Origin of the sequence: Thiocapsa roseopersicina (assembly GCF_900106925.1) — a bacterium.
Taxonomy (GTDB): Bacteria; Pseudomonadota; Gammaproteobacteria; order Chromatiales; family Chromatiaceae; genus Thiocapsa; species Thiocapsa roseopersicina.
In genome coordinates this window covers 74,888-96,401 of sequence record NZ_FNNZ01000003.1, presented here as the reverse complement: position 1 = coordinate 96,401, position 21,514 = coordinate 74,888, and the positions used below count along the sequence as shown (strand labels likewise).

Here is a 21,514-nt window from a genome sequence, read left to right as displayed (position 1 = left end):
GCCTTGGTTAGCCGCAATGGCCAAATGAGCGCCGACCGAGTGCCCGATCGGCGCCTGATCGCGCTCTGATTGCCACCCGATCGATAGAGCCCCGACGCGCCGCACGCGGATCGACGAAAGCCCCGAAGCCCCGCGCATGACATGCCCGTCTCTTCGGGCGATCCTGCACAGCCGGCCGCACCCCTGCGACCATCGCGCTCAGCGGTAAGGCGCATCCGCGGCGCGTGCCGCGGCGATATCCGCCTCGTATTTGTCCCCGATCGCAAGGAGCTTCTCCTTGGTCATGATGTTCTCGCCGCGATTCTCGAAGTGATACTCGTACACCCCGGTCTCGACGATCGAGTCCACCGGGCAAGACTCTTCGCAAAAGCCGCAATAGATGCACTTGAAGAGGTCGATGTCGTATCGCGTCGTCCGTCTGGATCCGTCCTCGCGCGGCTCGGCCTCGATCGTGATGGCCAGTGCCGGGCAGACCGCCTCGCAGAGTTTGCAGGCGATACAGCGCTCCTCGCCGTTGGGATAGCGCCGCAAGGCATGCAGGCCGCGAAAACGCGGCGAGATCGGGGCCTTCTCCTCCGGGTACTGAACCGTAAACTTGCGCTTGAACAGATAAGCGCCGGTTAGGCTCAAGCCCTTGAAGAGCTCGACCATCAAAAGGCTTTGGAGATATTCGCGTGTGGCTTTCAGCATCGGTCGTCTCCGGGTCAGGCGGACCACCAAGGGGGCAGCTCGGCGAGAACCGCAAGCGCCACCACCAGGATCCAGACGATCGTGATCGGGATGAAGACCTTCCAACCCAGACGCATGATCTGGTCGTAGCGATAGCGTGGGAAGGTCGCCCGTAACCACAAGAATACGAACATAAAGAAGAAGGTCTTGAGCAACAGCCAATGGAAGCCGTCACCCAGGATCGCGATGCCTTCGATCCATGCCTGCGGGAAAGGCGAGAGCCAGCCTCCCATGAAGAGCAGTGCCGAGAGCGCCGAGATGAGGATCATGTTCGCGTATTCGGCGAGGAAGAAGACCGCGAAGGCCATCCCGGAATACTCGACATGGAAACCGGCGACGATTTCCGACTCGCCTTCGGCGACGTCGAAGGGCGCGCGGTTGGTCTCGGCGATCCCCGAGATCAGATAGACGCCGAACAAGGGCAGCAACGGCAGCCAGAACCAGGTCAGAAGGTTGCCCTCTTGCGCCGCGACGATCGCGCCCAGATTCAGGCTCCCGGCGGCGACCAGGACACCGACCAGCGCAAAGCCCATCGCGATCTCGTAGGCGACGATCTGGGCCGCCGAGCGCATGGCGCCGAGCAGGGCATATTTCGAGTTCGACGCCCAACCCGCGATGATGATGCCGTAGACACCGAGCGAGGTCAGCGCAAGCAGATAGAGCAAGCCGGCATTGATGTCGGCCAGCACCAGACCTTCGTCGAAGGGGAACACCGCCCAAGCGGCCAAGGCCGGCGCGATTGCAATCATCGGCGCCAACAGGAACAGGACCTTGTCGGCCTTCGTCGGGATGACGATCTCCTTCATCATCAGCTTGACCGCATCCGCGATCGGCTGAAGCGAGCCGCGCCAGCCGACTCGGTTCGGCCCGATGCGGACCTGGATGTAACCGATCACCTTGCGCTCGGCCAAGGTGTAATAGGCCACCATGCCAAGGAGCGGCAGGACGATTGCGATGATCTTGATCAGGATCTGGATCACCACGGGAAGCGCGTTCCATAGTTCGATCATCGTTGATTCATCCCGCCTCGCTGCCCGTCTCGCCGAACCACGGCCTGATCTCGACCGGGCCGATCTGCGCACCCAGCCGCCCGCTTCCGGTCACGGCTGCCGGGATCCGCGCACAGCCCATCGCAATCGCGTCGTCCAGAAAGACATTGGCCTCGACCTCGTGGCCGTTCTGAATGATCAAGACCGTCTGATCGGCAATCAGTCCATCGCCACGCGCCTGCTCCGGATGCAGATAGACACCGAAGGCCGCACCCTGCACGGGTGTGCGCTGCAGGGCCGGAGCCCGTCGGACCAGCGGATCCAGCGCATAGATGGGCACGCTCCCGAGCCGCATCAGGCCGGCGGTCGTTCCGGGTGTCGCCGTCGGATAATCCCCGCGCCGTGCGTTGTCGAGTACGGCATCGCCGCACAGCCCGTCAAGCTCGTCGCGCACCTGTGCCGCATCCCGATACTCGAAGCCCGGAAGATCCAGCAGATTGCCCAACACGCGCAGCACCTTCCAGCCGGGACGGGCCTCGCCGGGCGGCGCGACCGCACCCTGAAACCGCTGCCGGAGGCCGCCCGCGTTGACGAAGGTCCCGGAGGTCTCGGCGAAGGCCCCGATCGGAAGCAGCACGTCGGCAACGGCTTCGAGCGACGGTGAGCGGAATGCGGAGCAGGCAATCACCAGATCGGCCGCCTCGCACATGGCCATCGCCCGCGCGGGGTCGATGAGGTCCCGATCCGGCTCCAAGCCCCAGAGGACCAGCGTGCTCGGCGGCGTGCTCAGCATCTCGCCCAGCCCGAGGCCCCTCGGCTCGGCAGGCCGGCCGCCGGGCAGCCCCTGCGGCACGGCACCGGCCAGATATGCGCCGACACTGTTTGCCGCTGCCGGCAGAAAACCCACGACGGCGCCGCTCAGCTCACCGATCCGATAGGCCAGCGCCTTGAGCAAGGCATAGTCCGGGTGTGCGGTGGCCAGCGCACCCAGCAACACAACGCCGGTAGACTTCTCCCCGGCAGCACGCAGCGCGTCGGCGATGGACTGATGAGCATCGCCCGGCGTCGCCGACCCGATGACGGTCTTGAGTGTACCGGACCCGGTATCGCCCAAGGCCTTGGCGATCGCCGCGAGATCCATGACCATCTGCGCCGGCGTCCCGACCAGCTGCCGGGCGGGATGGGTCAGCGCCAGGGTCAGGGGATTCACGCAGGCAACGGTCGCACCCTCCAGCGCGGCCTTGCGGATGCGATGGGCGAGCAGCGGCTGCTCTTGGCGAATCTCTGTACCGATCAGGAGGATCGCCTCGCGGGTCTCCAGATCGGCGATCGGCAAGCCCAGCCAAGGCAGCATCGGATCGGCGTCATCGCCGCTGAAGTCCTGTTGGCGCAGCCGATGATCGATATTGGCGCAACCCAAGCCGCGTGCGACCCGCTGCGCCAGATAGAGCTCTTCGAGCGTCGCGTTCGGGGCCATCAGCCAGCCCATACGGCTCGCATCGGCGGCCTTCAGACGCTCGGCGACCAGGGTCAATGCCTCTTGCCACTCGACCTCGCGCCAGACCCCGTCGGTCTTGATCATGGGCGCGGTCAGGCGGTCTTCGGAGTTCAGACCCTCGTAGCTGAAGCGGTCGCGGTCCGAGATCCAGGTCTCGTTCACCGCCTCGTTGTCGCGCGGATGCACCCGCATGACCCGACCGCCGCGCACATGCAGACGGATGTTCGAGCCGACCCCGTCGTGCGGGGCGATGCTGTCGGCGTCGGTCAGCTCCCAAGCCCGCGCGGTGAAGCGGTAAGGCTTGGAGGTGAGTGCGCCGACCGGACAGAGATCGATGATGTTGCCGGAGAGCTCATGACTCACGGTGTGGGCGACGAAGGTCCCGATACGCATGTCTTCACCGCGACCCGTGGCGCCGAGCTCACGCACACCCGCGATCTCGGCACCGAAGCGCACGCAGCGGGTGCAATGGATGCAGCGGGTCATGTCGGTGGCGATGAGCGGACCGAGATCCTCGTCCTTCACGACCCGCTTGCGCTCGGCGAAGCGCGAGACGTCGCCGCCGTAGCCCATCGCCACATCCTGCAGCTCGCATTCGCCGCCCTGGTCGCAGATCGGACAGTCGAGCGGATGGTTGATGAGCAGGAACTCCATCGTCCCCTGCTGGGCATCGATGGCCTTGGGCGAGCGCGTCTGGACCTTCATCCCCGCGCCGACGGGCGTGGCACACGCCGGCACCGGCTTGGGAAAAGGACGACCGCCCTGCTCCGCCTCGACCAGGCACATGCGGCAGTTGGCCGCGATCGACAGCTTCTTGTGATAGCAGAAACGCGGGATGATGATCCCCACGCGGTCCGCGACCGCGATGATCATCTCTCCCGGCGCCGCTTCGCAGGTGCGGCCGTCGATCTCGATCGTGATCTTGTCCGTCATTCAGCTCTCTCGATCGGCGCCCGTGGGCCGGGTGTCGCGCACCGCTTCGGCGCGCGTTCTCGGACCTGCTCGCTCGCGCGAACGGGGCCATTCTACAAGTTTGCGATTCCGGGGCGACGACGGCGAGCCGCGCACGCCCCAATTCGGATCAGGCCGCAGGTCTAGGCTGCCATGCTTTGGCCGTGCTCGATCAGGTGCTCGAATTCGTGTCGGTAATGCTTGAGAAAGCTCTGCACCGGCATCGCCGCGGCATCGCCCAGGGCGCAGATGGTGCGCCCGCCGATCCGACCCGCAACACTGTCGAGCAGATCCAGATCGCCCGGCCGGCCCTTGCCGTCCAGGATGCGGCGCAGCACACGCTCCAGCCAGCCGGTGCCTTCGCGGCAGGGTGTGCACTGACCGCAGGACTCGTGCATGTAGAAGTGCGACAGGTTGTGCAGGACCTTGACCATGCAGGTCCCCTCGGCGATCACGATCACGGCGCCCGAGCCCAGCATTGAGCCGGCCTTGGCGATCGAATCGTAATCCATGTCCACATCCATCATGACGTCGCCGGGCACCACCGGAACGGATGACCCGCCGGGGATCACGGCCTTGAGCGCACGACCGTCCTTCATCCCGCCGGCCAGCTCCAGCAGATCCCGGAAGGGCGTGCCGAGCGGAACCTCGAAGTTGTCCGGTCGAGCGACATGCCCGGTCACGGAGAAGAGCTTGGGGCCGCCGTTGTTCGGGCGCCCCTGCGCGAGGAACCACTGCCCGCCCTTCTCCAGGATGACCGGGATCGAGGCCAGCGACTCGGTGTTGTTGATGGTGGTCGGACGCCCGTAGAGACCGAACTGGGCCGGAAACGGCGGCTTGAAGCGCGGCTGTCCCTTCTTACCCTCGATCGATTCCAGGAGTGCGGTCTCCTCGCCGCAGATGTAGGCACCGGCACCGAGATGGTTGTAGAGGTCGAAATCGACGCCCGAACCCTGGATGTCCTTGCCCAACAAACCCGCCGCGTAAGCCTCGCGAATGGCCTCCTCGCACCGTTGGATCGGCTCGTAGAACTCGCCGCGGATATAGTTGTAGCCGACCGTCGCGCCGATACAGTAGCCGGCGATCGCCATGCCCTCGATCAACTGATGCGGGTTGTAGCGCAGGATGTCGCGATCCTTGCAGGTCCCGGGCTCGCCCTCGTCGGAGTTGCAGACGATGTATTTTTGGCCCGGAGCGTTGCGCGGCATGAAGCTCCACTTCAGACCAGTCGGAAAGCCTGCACCGCCGCGACCACGCAGCGCCGAGAGCTTGATCTCTTCGATGATGTCGGCCGGGTCCGGACGCTCGCGCAGGATCTTCTCCCACTGCACATAGCCGCCGAGGCTGCGATAGGCATCCAAGGTATGCCGAGTCGTCGCAGCAAGGTGCATATTGCGAAAACAGACGCTGTTCTGATTCGGGACCATCGGCCTACTCCAACTCGTCGATCAGCTTATCGAGCGCTTGGGGCGAGAGGTTCTCGTGATAGGTCTTGTCGACCAACACCGCGGGCGCATGCCGGCACGCACCGAGACACTCGACCTCTTTGAAGGTAAAGCGACCGTCGGCCGTGGTCTCGCCCAGACGCACGTCGTACTTGTGCTCGACATGCTCGATCAGCTCTTCGGAACCCAGCAGCAGGCAAGAGACGCTGTTGCAGACGCAGACCTTGTGTCGACCCTGCGGCTCCAGATCGTACATGCCGTAGAAGGTCGCGACCTCGTAGACGGACACCTCCGGCATATCCAAATAGGCGGCGACGTCGTTCATCAGCTCGGGCGTCAACCAACCGCCGTTGGCATCCTGCACGATGGTCAGCGCCGGCATCACCGCCGACTGTTTCCATTCGGCCGGATACTTGGCGATCCAGATATCGATCTGCTCTCGAATCTCCGGGGTGAACAGGGTCGTTTTATCGCGATCGTGAATGACCGCAAGCGGTGCGTTGCGAAAGCTCATCAGCGATCGATCTCCCCGAATACGACATCCAGCGTCCCGATGATCGCCACGACGTCGGCGAGCATGTGGCCTTGGGACATCTCGTCCAATGCGGCGAGATGCGGGAAACCCGGCGCACGGACCTTCAAACGATAGGGCTTATTGGCACCGTCCGACACGATATAGCAGCCGAACTCGCCCTTGGGTGCCTCGACCGCGGCATAGACCTCGCCGGGCGGCGGACAATAGCCCTCGGTAAAGAGTTTGAAGTGATGGATCAAGGCTTCCATGTCGTCCTTCATGTCGGCGCGCGACGGCGGCATGACCTTGTGATCCTCGATCGCGACCGGACCGGGATTCTCACGCAGCCATTGCACGCACTGCTTGATGATCCGATTGGACTGGCGCATCTCCTCCATGCGAACCAGATAGCGGTCGTAGCAATCGCCGTTGACCCCGACCGGGATATCGAAATCCATCTTGTCGTAGGCGGCATAGGGCTGCTTCTTGCGCAGATCCCATTCAACGCCGGATCCACGCAGCATCGGACCCGTAAAGCCCAATTGAAGCGCGCGCTCGGGCGAGACGACACCGATGCCGACCGTGCGCTGCTTCCAGATTCGATTATCCGTCAGCAGTGTCTCGTATTCATCGACATGACCCGGAAAGCGATCGGCGAAATCCTCGATGAAGTCGAGCAGCGAACCTTGACGCGGGCCGTTGCGTTTGGCGATCGTCTTGGCGCTGTGCCACTTGGAGCTTCCCGAATACTGCGGCATCCGATCGGGCAGGTCTCGATAGACACCGCCGGGCCGATAATAGGTCGCGTGCATACGCGCACCCGAGACGGCCTCATAACAGTCGAGCAGGTCTTCGCGCTCGCGGAAGCAATAGAGGAAGACCGTCATGGCCCCGATGTCCAACCCATGCGCGGCCAGCCACATCAGATGATTCAGGATGCGGGTGATCTCGTCGAACATGGTGCGGATGTACTGAGCGCGCTCCGGGGCCTCGACCCCGAGCAGCTTCTCGATGGCCCGGACATAGCCATGCTCGTTGCACATCATGGACACATAGTCGAGCCGATCCATGTAACCGATGCTCTGGTTGAACGGTTTGGACTCAGCGAGCTTCTCGGTCGCACGATGCAGCAGACCGATGTGCGGATCGGCCCGCTCGATCACCTCGCCGTCCATCTCGAGCACCAGGCGCAGGACGCCGTGGGCCGACGGATGTTGAGGTCCGAAGTTCAGGGTGTAGTTGCGAATCTCAGGCATCGGCGGACTCCGAGCTCACGCCCGTCTGCACGTACCGGCTGTCGGAGCGGATCACGCGCGGCACCAGGACACGCGGCGGAATCGAGACCGGCTCGTAGATGACGCGACCTTGCTCCGGGTCGTAGCGCATCTCGACATGCCCGGAAAGGGGGAAATCCTTCCGAAAGGGGTATCCGACAAAACCGTAGTCGGTAAGGATTCGACGCAGATCGGGATGGCCCCGGAAGAGGATCCCGAAGAGATCGAATGCCTCGCGCTCGAACCAATTGGCCGCCGCCCAAACCGGGACGATCGAGTCGACCATCGGCTGACTGCTCCCTGCGTAGACACGTAGGCGAACCCGCCGATTGTGTACCAGCGACAAGAGATGGTAGACGACGGCGAAACGCTTGGGGTCGTCGACGGCCAACTCCTGATCGCGGTCGACACCACGACCGAAACCGGTCGTGGATGCCTCTTCCGTCGTCCACTCGGACTTGCCGTAAGCGGCGTAGTCAACTCCGCAGAGGTCGATCAGCTGCTCGAACCGCAGTTGCGGATGGTCACGGAGGATCCACGCCACGTCGGTCAAACGCTCCGACGGCACGATCAAGGTGACCTCGCCGAGGTGCGTGATGGTCTCGCACCCCTGACCGACCAGCGCCTCGCCGAGTGCATCGACGAGCGCGGTCAACCTGACGGGGTTGGACAGGATGTCTTTAGCCATTGGAATTGGGTACGACTCAGCGAGCGATGGTATTGGTACGACGGATCTTGTTCTGCAACTGCAGGATGCCGTAAAGCAGGGCCTCGGCAGTCGGCGGACACCCCGGCACGTAAATATCGACAGGGACGATCCGATCACAACCCCGCACCACCGCATAAGAGTAGTGGTAATAACCGCCGCCGTTCGCACAGGAGCCCATCGAGATCACCCAGCGCGGCTCGGCCATCTGGTCATAGACCTTGCGCAGCGCCGGGGCCATCTTGTTGACGAGGGTACCCGCGACGATCATGACGTCGGATTGGCGAGGGCTCGGCCGAAAGACGATCCCGAAGCGATCCAGGTCATAACGTGCTGCGCCCGCGTGCATCATCTCGATCGCGCAGCAGGCCAAGCCGAAGGTCATGGGCCACAGTGAACCCGTCCGCGCCCAGTTGATGAGCTTGTCGGCCGTGGTCGTGACGACGCCTTCTTCGAGGATGCCCTCTATTCCCATTCCAGCGCCCCCTTCTTCCACTCGTAGATGAAGCCCACCACCAGGATCCCCAGGAAGACGAACATAGCCCAGAAGCCGTACATACCGAGCTCCTCGAGCACCACCGCCCAGGGGAAGAGGAAGGCGATCTCCAGATCGAAGACGATGAAGAGGATCGCAACCAAGTAGTAGCGCACGTCGAACTTTAAACGCGCACTCTCGAAGGCCGCAAACCCACATTCATAGGGGGAGTCTTTCTCCGCGTCCGGGCGGCGAGGTCCCAAAAAGTAACCCAAAACGAGCGGGCCGACGCCAACCAAGATCCCGACGATGATGAAGATCAGGATCGGCAGATAATTGTCGAGCATCAGTCCTCCCGAATTTACTTATTCTCTGACGTCGAGCCGGACGAAGAGTCTAGTGCAGCCGTCACGGCAGTGTCAACCCGAGGATCAATTCAAATCATTAGGTTTTTCAAACCTTTGCGCGCATGTTTGCGCAAAAAAAACGGCATGTCGCGAGAGCGGCATGCCGTTTGCTTTTACTGCAGATGGTGCCGACGGCCAGACTCGAACTGGCACGGCTTACGCCACTACCCCCTCAAGATAGCGTGTCTACCAATTTCACCACGTCGGCGTTTACTCTTTACTCCGCGGTCGCCGGATCGGCGGCCTCGGCCTTATTTTGCTCTTCCGCAGCGCTGCCGTCGAGAATCACCTCGGTCGTATCGACCTCGGCGGCGCCATCGGCCGCACTTTCGATCACAGTCTCTTCGACGATCTCGGCCGGCTTACCGACCGCCGGTGCTAGCCCGACCGGAACATCCGACTGCGAATCGCGTTCCTCACCGCCCGGAATCGCAGGGATATCCGAGGTCGGCGCAGCCACGGGCGGCGGGAAGATGATCGTGCGCTCGTCCACGCGATCCATGATGGTCACTGGCTCTGACCCCTTCGTCGCATAATACGCCAAAGCCATGCTGGTAAGAAAGAACATCGTCGCCATGATGCCCGTCGTGCGCGTCAGGAACGAACCCGACCCGCGGGCGCCGAAGACGGTCGCCGACGCACCACTCCCGAACGCTGCACCTGCATCCGCTCCCTTCCCGTGCTGGATCAAGATCAACCCGATCAAGCCGAGGGACAGGAAGACCTGCATGACGGTCAAAATGGTTTGCATGAGTCTCTCGTTGCCGCAGCTTTAGGCCGCGAGCTGTTCTCCGGCCAGACAAATCGCTAGAAAATCATCGGCGCTCAGCGATGCACCGCCGATCAGACCGCCGTCGATGTCCGGCTGCGCCAGCAGCTCCGCGGCGTTGCCGGGTTTCATGCTGCCACCGTAGAGGATGCGCAACTTTTCGGCAATCGAACCGTTCAGCGCGGCGATCCGGCCGCGAATGTAGGCATGAACGGCCTGCGCCTGCTCGGGCGTCGCCGTCTTGCCGGTGCCGATCGCCCAAACCGGCTCATAAGCGATCTCGATCCCCGCGAAGGCTTCGATTCCGATGCGCTCGACCACGCCGTCGATCTGAGCGGCAATCACCGGCTCCATCTCGCCGGCCTCGCGCTGCTGAAGCGTCTCGCCGACGCACAGGATCGGGGTCAGGCCGCTCTCGGTCGCGCGCGTCAGTTTCTGCGCGATGGATGCCTCGTTCTCGCCGTAATATTCACGCCGCTCGGAATGACCGCAGATGACATACCGACATCCGAAATCGGCCAGCATCGAGCCCGAGACCTCCCCGGTAAAGGCGCCGCCGGATTCCGTGCAGAGGTTCTGAGCACCCAGTCGCACCGAGCTTCCGGCAAGCAGCTGCTCGCCGAGATGGAGATACGGGAAGGGAACGCACACCGCGACCTCGGTCTTCGAGAGACCACCGGACCCTGCCACGACACCGTTCAACAGTGCTTCTGCACTGGACTTGCTGCCGTTCATTTTCCAGTTACCGGCGATCAGCGGCTGGCGCATCGAACCCCTCCAGGTAAGTCGAGCCCGCAAATTTAGCCGTCCTCCGTGCGGAAATCAAGCCTCGTTTGATTTACACTTGAAATGCGTCCAGTGCCTCCTGTCTTCTCCGAGCTCTTCGGCCATGTTCGGAGCCACCAACGAGCGCCGTCCAGACGCATTTCAATCATCTTTATTATCTTTAAGAAGCCGCGTCCGACGCGAGGCTCGCGTGGATCTACCCAGAGCGGCCTCCGATCCGACGTGGATTTTTGACTTCCGGGACGCGGCTTATGGCGAAAGGAAAGAAGAAGAACGATGGCGGCTCGACCATCGCGCTCAACAAGAAGGCGGGACACGAGTACTTCATCGAGCAGCGTATCGAGGCCGGCCTCGTCTTGGAAGGCTGGGAGGTCAAGAGCCTGCGCGCCGGTCGCCTGCAGCTCAAGGAAGGTTACGTCAAGATCCTCCACGGCGAGGCATTCCTGATCGGTGCGCACATCTCAGCCCTCGCCGCCGCCTCGACCCACGTCAACCCGGATCCGACCCGCAGCCGCAAGCTGCTGCTCAAACGCAGCGAGATCAGCCGTCTGATCGGCCAGACCGAGCGCGCCGGCTACACCCTGGTCCCGATGGCCATGTACTGGAAGCGCGGCAAGGCCAAGCTCGAGATCGGGCTCGCCAAGGGCAAGAAGCAGCACGACAAGCGCGACACCGAGAAGGACCGCGACTGGCAGCGCGACAAGGAGCGCCTCTTCAAGACCGGCTGAGCTTGCCGCGGAACCGCGGTTACTCTAGAGTGTCGTACTGATACCTGGGGGCGACATGGTTTCGACGTGGGTCGCAAAACCTGAGGTGCATGCCGAGGTGCGGGTAACCTCGTAAATCCAACCGCAAAACTATAGTTGCCAACGACGACAACTACGCTCTCGCGGCTTAGGCCAGCGAGCCTCTGACCGTTCCCTGCCTATGGGGGGCGGATTCCAGGGGTAACATTACATGGGATCGCGGTGACGGGGGCTCGGACCTGATCCGCTAAAACCTAATTCGAGATCGCCGACTGATCGCCCTGCCCTTCGGGCGGCGGAAGGCTAAAAACAATAGAACGGGCTAAGCATGTAGGGCCAATGGCAGAGGGCTTGCGGACGCGGGTTCGATCAACGCACAGGTCGCCTTTGCTCGTAAGGGCAAAGTGAAAACGGGGCTCACATCGGCGAACCCTGCAGTCGGCTCAGACCGACACGGCAACGCCGAGGGGTAGGAAGAGGGCCAACCTCAGACCTGCCCTGTAGAGACTCATAGAGACGCTGATCCGGCAACGGTGGAGCGTCCACTAGGATCCGCAGCAACGCGGATAATACGCTCCGCATCCGGACCCATCGGGTCGTATCCGATCCGGATGAAGGCATAGTCCAGGCCTCACCGAAAGGTGGGGAATCACTGTCCCGCCGCCTCCACCAATCAACGGGCCTTGGAGTACACTCCAGGGCCCGCTTTCTTTTTGTGTTCAGAAAGGGATGCCTTCATCGAAGCATTCTTCGCAATCGTGCCGTAGTTTTACGGACAGCGACTTGGCCCGATCCGTAACGACCCCTTCGCAGTACGCCAGACGTGAGCAGGCCATTGATGTCTCAGAGGGACGGGCCCGGCGAACATCCGACCTTCATCTTGAATAGACCTGAGCAGCCGGCGGGAAACAGTGCGGCATGCCAGCCGAACAACCGCACACGCGACACCGGCGCATGGCAGTCGGCGGTGGCATCAAGCACCATCTCGACCATGCCTTCGACGTGACGATCAACCGGGGCCGGAGCGCCGATGTCCACGCCAAGACGACGGGCGATGGACGAACGCACGGATTCGACATCGAGCTGCTCACCCTCGATCTCACTGGTCTTCACCACGTCCGCGGTGAGCGCGCCAAGGCTGGCCCGATCGCGCCGCGCCATCCCGACATCGGCCAGGCGTCCCAGCAAGAGACCCAGGGCGCGACTCACGTCTGCCATCGGGCCGGCCAATGCCGCCAGGTCATAGCGCCAGCTCAGCCAATCGTTGGCCTGCCAGATGTAGGTGTAATCACCGCTGTTCATGCGGAGATTATGGGCCGGATTCTCCGCATGCTCGAGTTGTTCGCCGCACGTTGTGCGGTGAAAGTGGGCGCAAATCGCCTTGATCTTTGGCCAAGGGCTCCACGATGCCCTACCCTGCAACAGCAAGATTCATCTTGACGGAATCGGCCATGTCCACCACTGCCCGCGAGAAGTTCTCATCCCAAGCTGCGCCCGAGGTCCTTGCGGCACTGCGTCAGATCGCAGAAACCCAGGGGCGCCAATTCCAATCCGTGTTGGACGAAGCCCTGCGCGAGTACATCGACCGCCAGCAGAAGGAGCGGCCGCGGCGGCATGTCATGACCGCGTTCGCCTCCAGTCTCGATGAGTTCGACAGCCTGTACCGTAAACTGGCCAAGTGACCGATCGCGACTTTCCAACCGTAGCCGACGTCCTCGGCATACACACTGTCTTGATCCGGCGCTATAGCGGAGCGCCCGGCGTGTGCGATCCAGGCGCGCTCGAAGCCGCCCTGTTCCGGCCGCAGACCGGTTACTACGAAGACATCGTGGCCGAAGCGGGAGCACTGGTCGAGAGCCTCGCCACCAACCATCCTTTCGTGGACGGCAACAAGCGTGTTGGCTTTGCCCCCGTCGACGACTTTGTGTGCATAAACCACAGGCACTTACGGAGTTCTCGTCGTCGTTCACTTTATTTCCCACGAAACTCTCACGATGATCCGCGCTGACCTTGCCGGGCACGTCCACCGTCGCCGATCCCCCGAGCGATTCCGCGATTCTCGTTCGTCTTGAGGATTCCCCCGCAGCCCGCATTCGGCCATTATGTAGAGCGCTACATAATGACCGCTATGTAGAGTTCGCTTTTATGTAGAGTTCGGGTCTGTCCGTCAGCGGTAGATGCCGTGGTTGCTGGGTGCGGGCGAGGAAGCTCGCTGGTGAACTCAACATAATTTTGCGGTTTCCTGAAGTGCCATCCCAGCACAACAGGAGACCGTGATGAGTTCGACTCGACAACTTTTCCGTCTACCGACAGACTGGCTCGTCGCGAGCCCTTTGGCGACCTACATTGACGCGTTCACGCGTTACCTTGCTGAACGGCGCCACGCATCGAAAGCCATCCGGAAGTACCTCGGTTGCCTTGCCCACTTCGGGCGCTGGATGAATCAGTGCCAGCTGAACATCGAGCGCATCGACGAGGACTTGGTGAGGCGATTTCTCGACGACCATCTGCCCCGGTGTGACTGCGCCCGGCCGGTGTGCCGGAATCGCATCGAGCTGCGCGCAGCACTCGGGCATCTGCTCTTGGTCCTGCGTGCCGAGGCGGTGATTCCCGAAGCGGCACCGGGAGCGACCCCGGTCGACGAGGAACTACGCCGCTTCGACGCCCATATGGACCATGTCCGCGGGCTGGCGCCGACGACGCGCAGACTTTACCTGCGTACTGTGCGGCGCCTGCTCCGGGAGCAGTTCGCTGATCGGCCGGTTGTGATTTCGGCGCTCACGCCCGAGGACCTGCGCCGATTCGTGGCGTGCCAGATCAAGCTTTACGGGTCGCCCGGTAACGCTGGCCCCATGATCTCGGCCTTGCGCGGCTACTTCCGCTTCCGCACCGCCTGTGGCGATCGGGTGCACGGGTTGATCGGCGTGCTCGCCTATCCGATCAAGTGGAAACTAGCCTCCCTACCCCAGACCCTGAGCAGTGCCGAGGTTGAGCGCCTGGAGGCGGCTCTCGGCGGGGATGGACGCTCGGCACACCGCGCCGATGCCATGGTGCGCTGTGCGCTGGATCTGGGCTTGCGCCGCGGGGAAGTCGCGGGACTCTCGCTCGATGACATCGATTGGCGTGCCGGAACCATCACCTTGCGCCGGACCAAGGGCCGCCGCGAAGATCGCCTCCCGCTACCGGCGGCGACCGCTCGCGCCATCGCCGATTACCTCCGTCTCGAGCGTCCGCAGACAGACAGCCGGGCGGTCTTTGTCCGCCACGGCACGCCTTGCGGTCGGCCAATCGGCCCCGACTGCGTCGGCAAGACGATCCGCCAAGCTTACGCCCGCGCCGGCCTGCCCTATACCCGCGCCCACCTGCTGCGCCACACCATGGCCAGCCGTCTGCTGGCGGGCGGCAGCTCGCTTAAGGAGGTGGCCGATGTCCTGCGCCACCGCTCCCTGGACACCACGCTGATCTACGCCAAGCTCGACAGCCGTAACCTCTCGGCGGTGGCCTTGCCGTGGCCGGGAGGTGAGGTATGAATGCCGTGGTCACGATGCAAACGCGCGTCGAGGCGTATCTGGCCGAACGCCGCCGGCTCGGATACCACCTGCGTAGCACAGGTCCTGCACTCAAGAGCTTCGCCCGCTACGTCGACAGCCTTGAGCTTGCCGGCCCGCTCAAGGTTGAAGTGATGGCCGCTTGGGCGCGCCAGGCCAAGACCAACAGCGATGATCCCACCACTTGGGCGCGGCGGCTCAAACGGCTGCGTCCCTTTACCCGCTGGCTGCAGCAGTTCGATCCAGGCACCGAGGTACCCGATAGCACGGTCTTCGGCCCCATCGGCTGGCGACCAGCCCCGCATATCTTCACCGAACAGGAGGTCCTCGAGCTGCTGGCCGCCGCGCGGCGTCTTGAACCGGATCTGCGCGGGGCCACCTACGAGGCCCTGTTCGGCTTGCTGGCGGCAACGGGCCTGCGGGTCTCCGAGGCGGTGCACTTGCGGCAGGCGGACGTCGATCTGCATGGGGGCCTGCTGACGGTGCGACAGACGAAGTTCGACAAGTCCCGCTATGTGCCGCTGCATCCCAGTACAACGGAGGCATTGCGAGGGTATCAGGGGCTGCGCAACCTCTCCATCAGCGCCAAGGAGGACACGCCATTCTTCGTCGGCACCCGGGGCCGGCGTCTCGGGTGCGACCTGAGTCTGCGCCAGGTGGATCGGATCTTCCAGCAGCTGCGCGAGCAGTTGGGCTGGGTCAACCGCGGTTCCCACACGGCCGTCCGCGTCCATGACCTTCGCCATCGGTTTATCGTCACTCGCCTGTTGCGTTGGCATGCCCAGGGGGTGGACATCGACCAGGCGATGCTGGCCCTGTCCACCTACGTCGGTCACGCCAAGGTGACCAATACCTACTGGTACCTGTCCGGCGTGCCCGAACTGATGGGACTGGCCGCCGAGCATTTCGAGCCGCTGGCGCCGAATGCGGAGGTGGACCATGTCCGAGGGTAAGGTTTCCGATGCACCGTCGTTCCCCGCACTGGTCCAGCAATTTTTTACCGAGTACCTGGTCAGCCAGCGGGCCATGAGCCCCTATACCGTCGCCGCCTATCGCGACGCCATGGTGTTGTTCCTTCACTTCGCCCACCAGCGTCTGGGCAAGGCGCCGACCGCGCTGTCGCTGCAGGATTTCGCGCCCGAACTGATCCTGGCCTTCCTCGATCACCTCGAACAGCAGCGGGACAATACGGTGCAAAGCCGCAATCTGCGACTGACCGCGCTGCGCGCCTTCCTGAAATTCGCCGCACGCCGTGACATCGCCTCCTTGCATGTCATCGAACGGGCGCTGGGAGTGCCGTTGAAGCGCTTCGAGCAGCCCATGTTCGGGTTCCTCACCCGCGAGGAGATGATGGCCGTGATCGGCGAGCCGGGCAAGACCTGGACCTCACAGCGCGATCATCTGCTGCTGGCCATGCTCTACAACACCGGAGCGCGGGTCTCGGAGATGATCGGCGTGCATGTCGGCGATGTCGTGTTGGACGCCTCGCCCTGCGTGCATTTGCGCGGAAAGGGGCGCAAGCGTCGTTCCGTACCCTTGTGGGCCTCCACGGTTCAGGCGATTCGCGCTTGGCTTCGGCGTAATCCCTCGCTGGGTGCCGACGCACCTTTGCTACCGAACCGCAACGGGCGGACGATGACGCGCTCCAATGTCAACAAACGCCTGGATATCGCCGTCGCCCGGGCCGCCGCGGTGTACCCCAACCTGACCAAGCGCCACATATCACCGCACTCGGTGAGGCACTCGACGGCCATGCATATGCTGCAGTCCGGCGTGGCCTTCAGCGTGATCGCGCTCTGGCTGGGCCATGAGAACATGACAACCACTCACCGGTACGTCGAGGCCGACCTGGCGATGAAGAAAGCGGCTCTGGCTCGACTTCAGGAGCCTGGAATGGAACCGGCAAGGTTCCAGCCGTCCGATGCTCTGATGCAGTTCCTTCAGAACCTATAATTTATGTAGAGGAAACGATCGCGCCGATACCCGGTACTGCTGGGGTCGGCGCCGAAACTCTACATAATTGCAAACTCTACATAGCGGCCAGGAGCAGCCATCGATTCCGCGCGGACTGACGTCCGCAGTCGAGTGGACGACCGACACTCGGCATGAATATGGGTTAGGTATACTGCTCCCGAAACTCGCAAAACTTCTCCACCGCCCGTCATTCCGCCCAGGATTTCGTGATTCAGGCGAGTGAGAGCAATCCCGCGGACGACGGCTGAGTTTCGGCGCTAGTCACCATTGGTGATGCGGAGCAGGAAGCGTGAAGGAGGCTCGTGTGTTGCCCTACATCGTCGGCGTTATCGGTCACGAACTGATATTTCAGGTGATTCCGAGGCCCCGGCTGGCCACGCGTCGGAATGTGGGCGGGATTGAATGAGGGCCTCATCACCAGTCACGTCGCGCGCGGGATCGCATGCGGGTCGCGGCTTTCGCTACCAGGACGCGGTCGGCGTTTGGCTTGAGGTCCGGTGCTGGGCTGGTGAACTGCCCTACGGCGAGGTGATGCCCGAAGGACGGGATGACTACGAACTCCGCGGTTCGACACGTGCCGCCCTCGCGCAGGTAAAGTCGCGCCGCGACCACTTGGGCCCGTTCCCCGTGGGCGATGCCGCCGATTTCGTGCGGGCAATTTGGGCGCGGTCCGAAGCATCATCGTCCGCGCCGGACAACTTGATCCTGGTCTTGGAGCGCCCTGTCGTAGAGGGGCCGACAGTCGACCATGCCCTCCCTGATCACCCCGGCTTGGCGAAGGCATTGCGCAGCGATCCGCGATGGGCGGCGCTCGCGCCGCGCACCCGCGTCTGGATCGCGCCTGCGCCGTTTGAGGCGGCGGTGAAGGTCATCACGCACACCGTACCCTGCGCGCCCCTGGCGGCGCAGGTCCATTACGGTGAGCTGCTACAACGAATCGCCACCTTGGCGGACGCCAACGGCTTGGTAAAGGACGACTGTTTCGAAAGTCTGACTGTGTCGGACGTGGAGGCGAGCGTCCGCCGACTGGAGCCCCTGCTGGATCTGACCGGAATGGAGGCAGCCCTCCGCGACGGCTACTGTGACGCCGTCGATTTCCTCACACCCGCGGACGATTTGGCCTTCTACCAAGGCATCGACACGCGTCCCGGTCACCTCGCTGCCGGGCTTGTCGCCGAGCGACCAGAGGCGCGCCGGGCCGTGCTTGACGCTCTGGATGCGCGCGGGGCGGCACTGATCGTGGGTCCGTCGGGCGCCGGCAAGTCCGCCTTGATGTGGGAAACGGCGCGAGCGGCTCGACATACAATTCGATGGTTCCAAGTTCAACGAGGCGATGCCGGGGATGCCCACCTGCTCGCCCGCCTCGCGCGTGCACTGAGGGCCTCGCATGCGGCGCCGGTCGGTTTCGTCATGGATGATGTCGGTCGGGGGCTCGCTGGCCTTTGGGATGGGCTGCTCCGGGAAGTCGGCGCGGGAAGCGGCGTCTTGCTGTTGGGCTCGGTCAGAGAAGAAGATGTGTTTCTGCTGCCTTCGCGGGCCCGCGCTCCCGAGATCCGCCCCGCCGTGGACGAGGCGGTGGCGGAAAGGATCTGGCGCCGGCTATTGGATCAAGGTCAGACCTCTTGGGCGGGCTGGCGGGAGCCATGGATCCGCAGCGACGGACTTCTGCTTGAGTACACACACATTCTGACCCGCGGCGACCGTCTCGAGATTGTCCTCGGGGAACAAGTCGACCGACGGCTCCGGGAGGGGCGGGATACGGAGCTGGCCATTCTTCGTATCACGGCTCTCGCCGGTGCCGCCGGGGCCATGATCGATGCCGAGCGGCTGCCTGGCGTACTGGGCATCGACCAGGGCGACCTCACCCGTGCGCTGCGTCGGCTCATTGACGAGCACCTCGTCGCCGAGCCGAGCGCCGGGCGGTTGGGTGGCCTGCACCAGCTCCGGTCGACGGCCCTATTTGATCTCTGTCATGCTCACCCGCTGCCCACGCCGTCACACACGGTCGCTGAAGCCGTCCGAACCGCCACCGGCGCTAGCCTGGAAGCCTTGGCGACCTACGTAATCGTCCATCGTCCGGGCGAAACCCCCGCCCTCCTGGAGGAGCTAGCGGATCGTCTAGAGCGCGACCGTGACCCGGTCGCCGCGGTGGCCGCCCTGTCCGGTTTGGGACAGGCATACATCGAGAGCACCCTGCGGCGCTGGGTACCCGAAGCGTTGTCGCTCGGCCTGGAGCCGACGCAGGTCACCTCGGCCGTCATGTTGGCCGTTGCGGGTACGGACCTCTCATCTCTACCGTTCCCGGAACGTCTGCGGAGAGCCGTGCTTGCGCTGCAGAACCGGTCAACGTCCGATCCGCGTCAGAATCTGCTTTCCAAGCTCTCTCCGGACGCCATAAGCGCCCTCATTGCCGGTGCCGATACGCCCCGTCTTCGAGCGCTCTTGGGCGTGCTGGTAGGGACGAACATTCCCGAGAGTGTCCAGCGAGCGCTCGGCGCCGTGAGGCCTGACTTCGATGGAGTCGATCTCATCGGAGCCGCGGATCTGTTGGGCGCCGCACGGCTGATTGATCCGCAGACAGCAGCGGCTTGGACGAACGGTGGTGTCCGCGAGCGTCTGTTGGCCCGCGTCTCGGCCGAAACACCATGGGCTGGGCCGGTGGAAGTCGAAGTGGCGTCCGAAGGTCGCGTGCTGCGCGGCTCCGTTTTCCACGTCGCGCCGTCGGCTCAGCCGGACGTGCACCAGGAGGTTGTGCGGCTCTGTGAGGCGTTGCTCGGGCTGGATCCTACGGCAGCGGTGGCCTCCGTCGACGCGGTCGCCGCGGATGGTCTTCCATCCGGCCTGCCGGAATTTCCCCTCGCCACCAAGCGCATACCGCGCGAAAATCTAGCGCCCAAGGCGTTGCCCGAGTGGAACCGGCGCTGGATGTCAGCGGCAGCGCGGCTGATCGCAACAGAAAGCTACACGGAATACTTGAAGCATGCCAGCACGTTGCTGGAGCAACTGCTTCCCCCTCTTGAACGTATCTTGGACAGCGTGCTGCGGGGCAAGCAGCCACCGCCTAAGATTTGGGAGCGATTAAGCGACGTGCACCAAGCATCTCGCGCGCTCACCCCGCCATCGCGCGAGTTTCTGACTGGCGAAGCTCCAGAGAACCATGTTACGTCCCTGCAGAACCTGTTGTTTTCTTGTTCTGCCGATCTCATTCGACGCTTCATAGATTTGCCGGAAGGGTACGGCGCTTTTGTGATGTGGACGGGCGACCTCCTCAAGAACGCGCGCGAAGCACACAACGAACCCTGGGAACTGGTCGGCGGGCCTCCAGAAAAACTCTTGCGGAGCCTAGAGGGCGTAGTCACCGCGCTGCGTCTGCTAGGAGCGGAGGCTGGCACACGGACCGCCAAGCCGACACAGCTTTGGGCACCTAGAACTCGCCACGCTGCCCGTGGAAACGCCCTACGCCTCGCCAAGGTCTCCGTCGAACACGGGCTACAGGCACGCTCTACCAACTACTTGCGAAGGGTCGAAGCCGAACTGAAGAGTGCAGGTATCGAACTTGAGCTGCACGCTCGCCCGAATTGGGACGACCCCTTGCCCTGGCCCACCTTGGAACTTCTAGCAATTGCGACGCTTAGGTCATTCGCGGATTGGCTGGCGTGGAACCTGGAGGAAAGGCCGCGTGTCCGCTCCGCTGTAGGTGAAGGGCGCCGCATCTGGATAGTACCGCGCATCCAAGGGCTTGCGGTGTCGCGGCTAACCGTCGGCGGAGTATCTACGCTGTACTCGTTGCCATACTCCGCCGACGATTGGCTCGACACGCTCCATCTGCGCCGCCTAGACGATGCCCTGACCCAAGCAGCCCAGCCCGCACTCGACCTTATCGTCGAGCTCGACGGGCTGCGTCGCTTCGATCTTGGTGTGGACGGACGTCCCGGTGTCGAGCGCACGGTGCGAGAGGACGATGAGCGACGACTCGCCGCAGCCCTTGTCGCGTTCGAGACGCTCGCGGAGGGAAAACCTGTTCAAGCGCTGCCGCGTCGTCTGAGCGACGAGGTTGTGCAAGGGCGCGTCGCCTTGGCCGAAGGAGTCGCGGCCCTGACACATAGCCAATTGACGCCCGGTGGAGAGGCGCTGATGAACCTTCAGGCAGCCTTGCTCGCGGAGGATCTTTCGATCGCGCTGCACGTCAGCACGGCGAAGGCCTGACTGAATCGCGCCAAATCGGCGCCGTCGTTGTATCGAGGGGGTCGGCTCCCTTTTCTCTTGTGCATATGGCATGACGAACCGGGGACGGCCGTCTGGTGACGTCGGCACAGCAGACGTCCGCGCCGCCAGTGCATTCGACCGCTTCGGGTCGTGACCGGACCTTGCCGCCACCTCTCAGCCAGTGACGTAACGCCGAAAGAAAGCCAGGGGTCGGGTGGGCGAATCTTGGAGATTCGTGAGGAGATACTCTTGGAAACAACAGCCGCCAATGAAGCTCGATGTCGCCCATCGTGATCCCGGGCTACCCGACTTCGGCGCCTTCGAGTCGAGTAGACGCCTGCGTGAGCCGTGCAACTCAAGCTGTCTGAATCGAAGCGCCTCGACGCGCAACTCACTCGTCACATCGATCGTCATGATCGAATCGGTGACTTTCCTGCCGAGCCTTCGCGGTGCGCTCCTGATCGGAAGCACCTGAATTTCTCCATTGGCGACAAGAT

The 21,514-nt window shown here is 63.3% G+C and carries 20 protein-coding genes, 1 tRNA gene and 1 other RNA gene; 9 read left to right on the top strand and 13 right to left on the bottom strand.

All coding sequences use genetic code 11. The features are described 5' to 3' along the window. Positions 1-198 precede the first annotated feature (198 nt). The 12 genes from nuoI to tpiA form a co-directional block, all read right to left on the bottom strand. Complete coding sequence (nuoI, locus tag BLV04_RS04585) at positions 199-690, bottom strand: NADH-quinone oxidoreductase subunit NuoI (protein ID WP_093028600.1); 492 nt, start codon at positions 688-690, stop codon at positions 199-201. 14 nt (positions 691-704) lie between these two features. Further along, a complete protein-coding gene (gene nuoH, locus BLV04_RS04580) occupies positions 705-1,739 on the bottom strand; it encodes an NADH-quinone oxidoreductase subunit NuoH (RefSeq protein ID WP_093028598.1) in 1,035 nt (344 codons plus the stop codon). 7 nt (positions 1,740-1,746) lie between these two features. Next, positions 1,747-4,149 (bottom strand): NADH-quinone oxidoreductase subunit NuoG, encoded by a 2,403-nt coding sequence (gene nuoG / locus BLV04_RS04575; protein WP_093028596.1) that lies wholly within the window; start codon positions 4,147-4,149, stop codon positions 1,747-1,749. A 161-nt stretch (positions 4,150-4,310) separates the two neighbouring features. After that, entirely contained in the window at positions 4,311-5,594 is a 1,284-nt protein-coding gene (nuoF, locus tag BLV04_RS04570) for an NADH-quinone oxidoreductase subunit NuoF (protein WP_175534497.1), read from the bottom strand. A gap of 4 nt (positions 5,595-5,598) precedes the next feature. Beyond that, positions 5,599-6,126: an NADH-quinone oxidoreductase subunit NuoE family protein gene (locus BLV04_RS04565; protein WP_093028594.1), complete on the bottom strand. Its 528-nt coding sequence runs from the start codon at positions 6,124-6,126 to the stop codon at positions 5,599-5,601. Continuing rightward, positions 6,126-7,382 carry an NADH-quinone oxidoreductase subunit D gene (locus BLV04_RS04560; protein ID WP_093028592.1) on the bottom strand — a complete coding sequence of 419 codons (1,257 nt, stop codon included), beginning with the start codon at positions 7,380-7,382 and terminating at the stop codon, positions 6,126-6,128. Before BLV04_RS04560 ends, BLV04_RS04565 begins: the two co-directional genes overlap by 1 nt. Further along, a complete protein-coding gene (locus tag BLV04_RS04555; RefSeq protein ID WP_093028589.1) occupies positions 7,375-8,088 on the bottom strand; it encodes an NADH-quinone oxidoreductase subunit C in 714 nt (237 codons plus the stop codon). Before BLV04_RS04555 ends, BLV04_RS04560 begins: the two co-directional genes overlap by 8 nt. Before the next feature lie 16 nt (positions 8,089-8,104). Further along, on the bottom strand, positions 8,105-8,581 hold the full coding sequence (locus tag BLV04_RS04550) for a NuoB/complex I 20 kDa subunit family protein (RefSeq protein WP_093028587.1): 477 nt from the start codon (positions 8,579-8,581) through the stop codon (positions 8,105-8,107). After that, complete coding sequence (locus BLV04_RS04545) at positions 8,572-8,928, bottom strand: NADH-quinone oxidoreductase subunit A (RefSeq protein ID WP_093028585.1); 357 nt, start codon at positions 8,926-8,928, stop codon at positions 8,572-8,574. The genes BLV04_RS04550 and BLV04_RS04545 overlap by 10 nt, the downstream gene beginning before the upstream one ends. A gap of 183 nt (positions 8,929-9,111) precedes the next feature. Continuing rightward, a tRNA-Leu gene (locus BLV04_RS04540) sits at positions 9,112-9,196 on the bottom strand. Between the two features lie 9 nt (positions 9,197-9,205). After that, entirely contained in the window at positions 9,206-9,739 is a 534-nt protein-coding gene (gene secG, locus BLV04_RS04535; protein ID WP_093028583.1) for a preprotein translocase subunit SecG, read from the bottom strand. A gap of 21 nt (positions 9,740-9,760) precedes the next feature. Continuing rightward, positions 9,761-10,525 carry a triose-phosphate isomerase gene (tpiA, locus tag BLV04_RS04530; protein ID WP_093028581.1) on the bottom strand — a complete coding sequence of 255 codons (765 nt, stop codon included), beginning with the start codon at positions 10,523-10,525 and terminating at the stop codon, positions 9,761-9,763. 269 nt (positions 10,526-10,794) lie between these two features. On the opposite strand from tpiA, the gene smpB reads away from it, so the two are divergent. Further along, the gene (smpB, locus tag BLV04_RS04525; protein ID WP_093028579.1) at positions 10,795-11,271 is read left to right on the top strand and encodes an SsrA-binding protein SmpB; all 477 of its coding nucleotides are present in this window, start codon (positions 10,795-10,797) and stop codon (positions 11,269-11,271) included. Positions 11,272-11,325: 54 nt separating this feature from the next. Then, positions 11,326-11,661: a transfer-messenger RNA gene (gene ssrA, locus BLV04_RS04520) on the top strand. Between the two features lie 471 nt (positions 11,662-12,132). Here the strand turns inward: ssrA and BLV04_RS04515 are convergent. Continuing rightward, complete coding sequence (locus BLV04_RS04515; RefSeq protein WP_245731714.1) at positions 12,133-12,717, bottom strand: DUF4172 domain-containing protein; 585 nt, start codon at positions 12,715-12,717, stop codon at positions 12,133-12,135. Between the two features lie 23 nt (positions 12,718-12,740). Between BLV04_RS04515 and BLV04_RS04510 the strand changes: the two genes are divergently transcribed. From BLV04_RS04510 to BLV04_RS04480, 7 genes are all read left to right on the top strand, one after another. Further along, a complete protein-coding gene (locus BLV04_RS04510) occupies positions 12,741-12,971 on the top strand; it encodes a hypothetical protein (RefSeq protein WP_093028987.1) in 231 nt (76 codons plus the stop codon). Beyond that, a complete protein-coding gene (locus BLV04_RS04505) occupies positions 12,968-13,297 on the top strand; it encodes a type II toxin-antitoxin system death-on-curing family toxin (protein WP_093028577.1) in 330 nt (109 codons plus the stop codon). Before BLV04_RS04510 ends, BLV04_RS04505 begins: the two co-directional genes overlap by 4 nt. A 268-nt stretch (positions 13,298-13,565) precedes the next feature. Continuing rightward, positions 13,566-14,819, top strand: a complete 1,254-nt coding sequence (locus BLV04_RS04500; protein WP_093028575.1) for a site-specific integrase — start codon at positions 13,566-13,568, stop codon at positions 14,817-14,819. Further along, a complete protein-coding gene (locus tag BLV04_RS04495) occupies positions 14,816-15,790 on the top strand; it encodes a tyrosine-type recombinase/integrase (RefSeq protein ID WP_093028573.1) in 975 nt (324 codons plus the stop codon). The genes BLV04_RS04500 and BLV04_RS04495 overlap by 4 nt, the downstream gene beginning before the upstream one ends. Further along, positions 15,777-16,790, top strand: coding sequence for a tyrosine-type recombinase/integrase (locus tag BLV04_RS04490; RefSeq protein ID WP_093028571.1), 1,014 nt, complete (start codon positions 15,777-15,779; stop codon positions 16,788-16,790). The genes BLV04_RS04495 and BLV04_RS04490 overlap by 14 nt, the downstream gene beginning before the upstream one ends. Before the next feature lie 552 nt (positions 16,791-17,342). Beyond that, positions 17,343-21,017, top strand: coding sequence for a hypothetical protein (locus BLV04_RS04485; protein ID WP_093028569.1), 3,675 nt, complete (start codon positions 17,343-17,345; stop codon positions 21,015-21,017). 268 nt (positions 21,018-21,285) lie between these two features. Beyond that, entirely contained in the window at positions 21,286-21,492 is a 207-nt protein-coding gene (locus BLV04_RS04480; RefSeq protein WP_093028567.1) for a hypothetical protein, read from the top strand. The last annotated feature ends 22 nt before the right edge of the window (positions 21,493-21,514 follow it).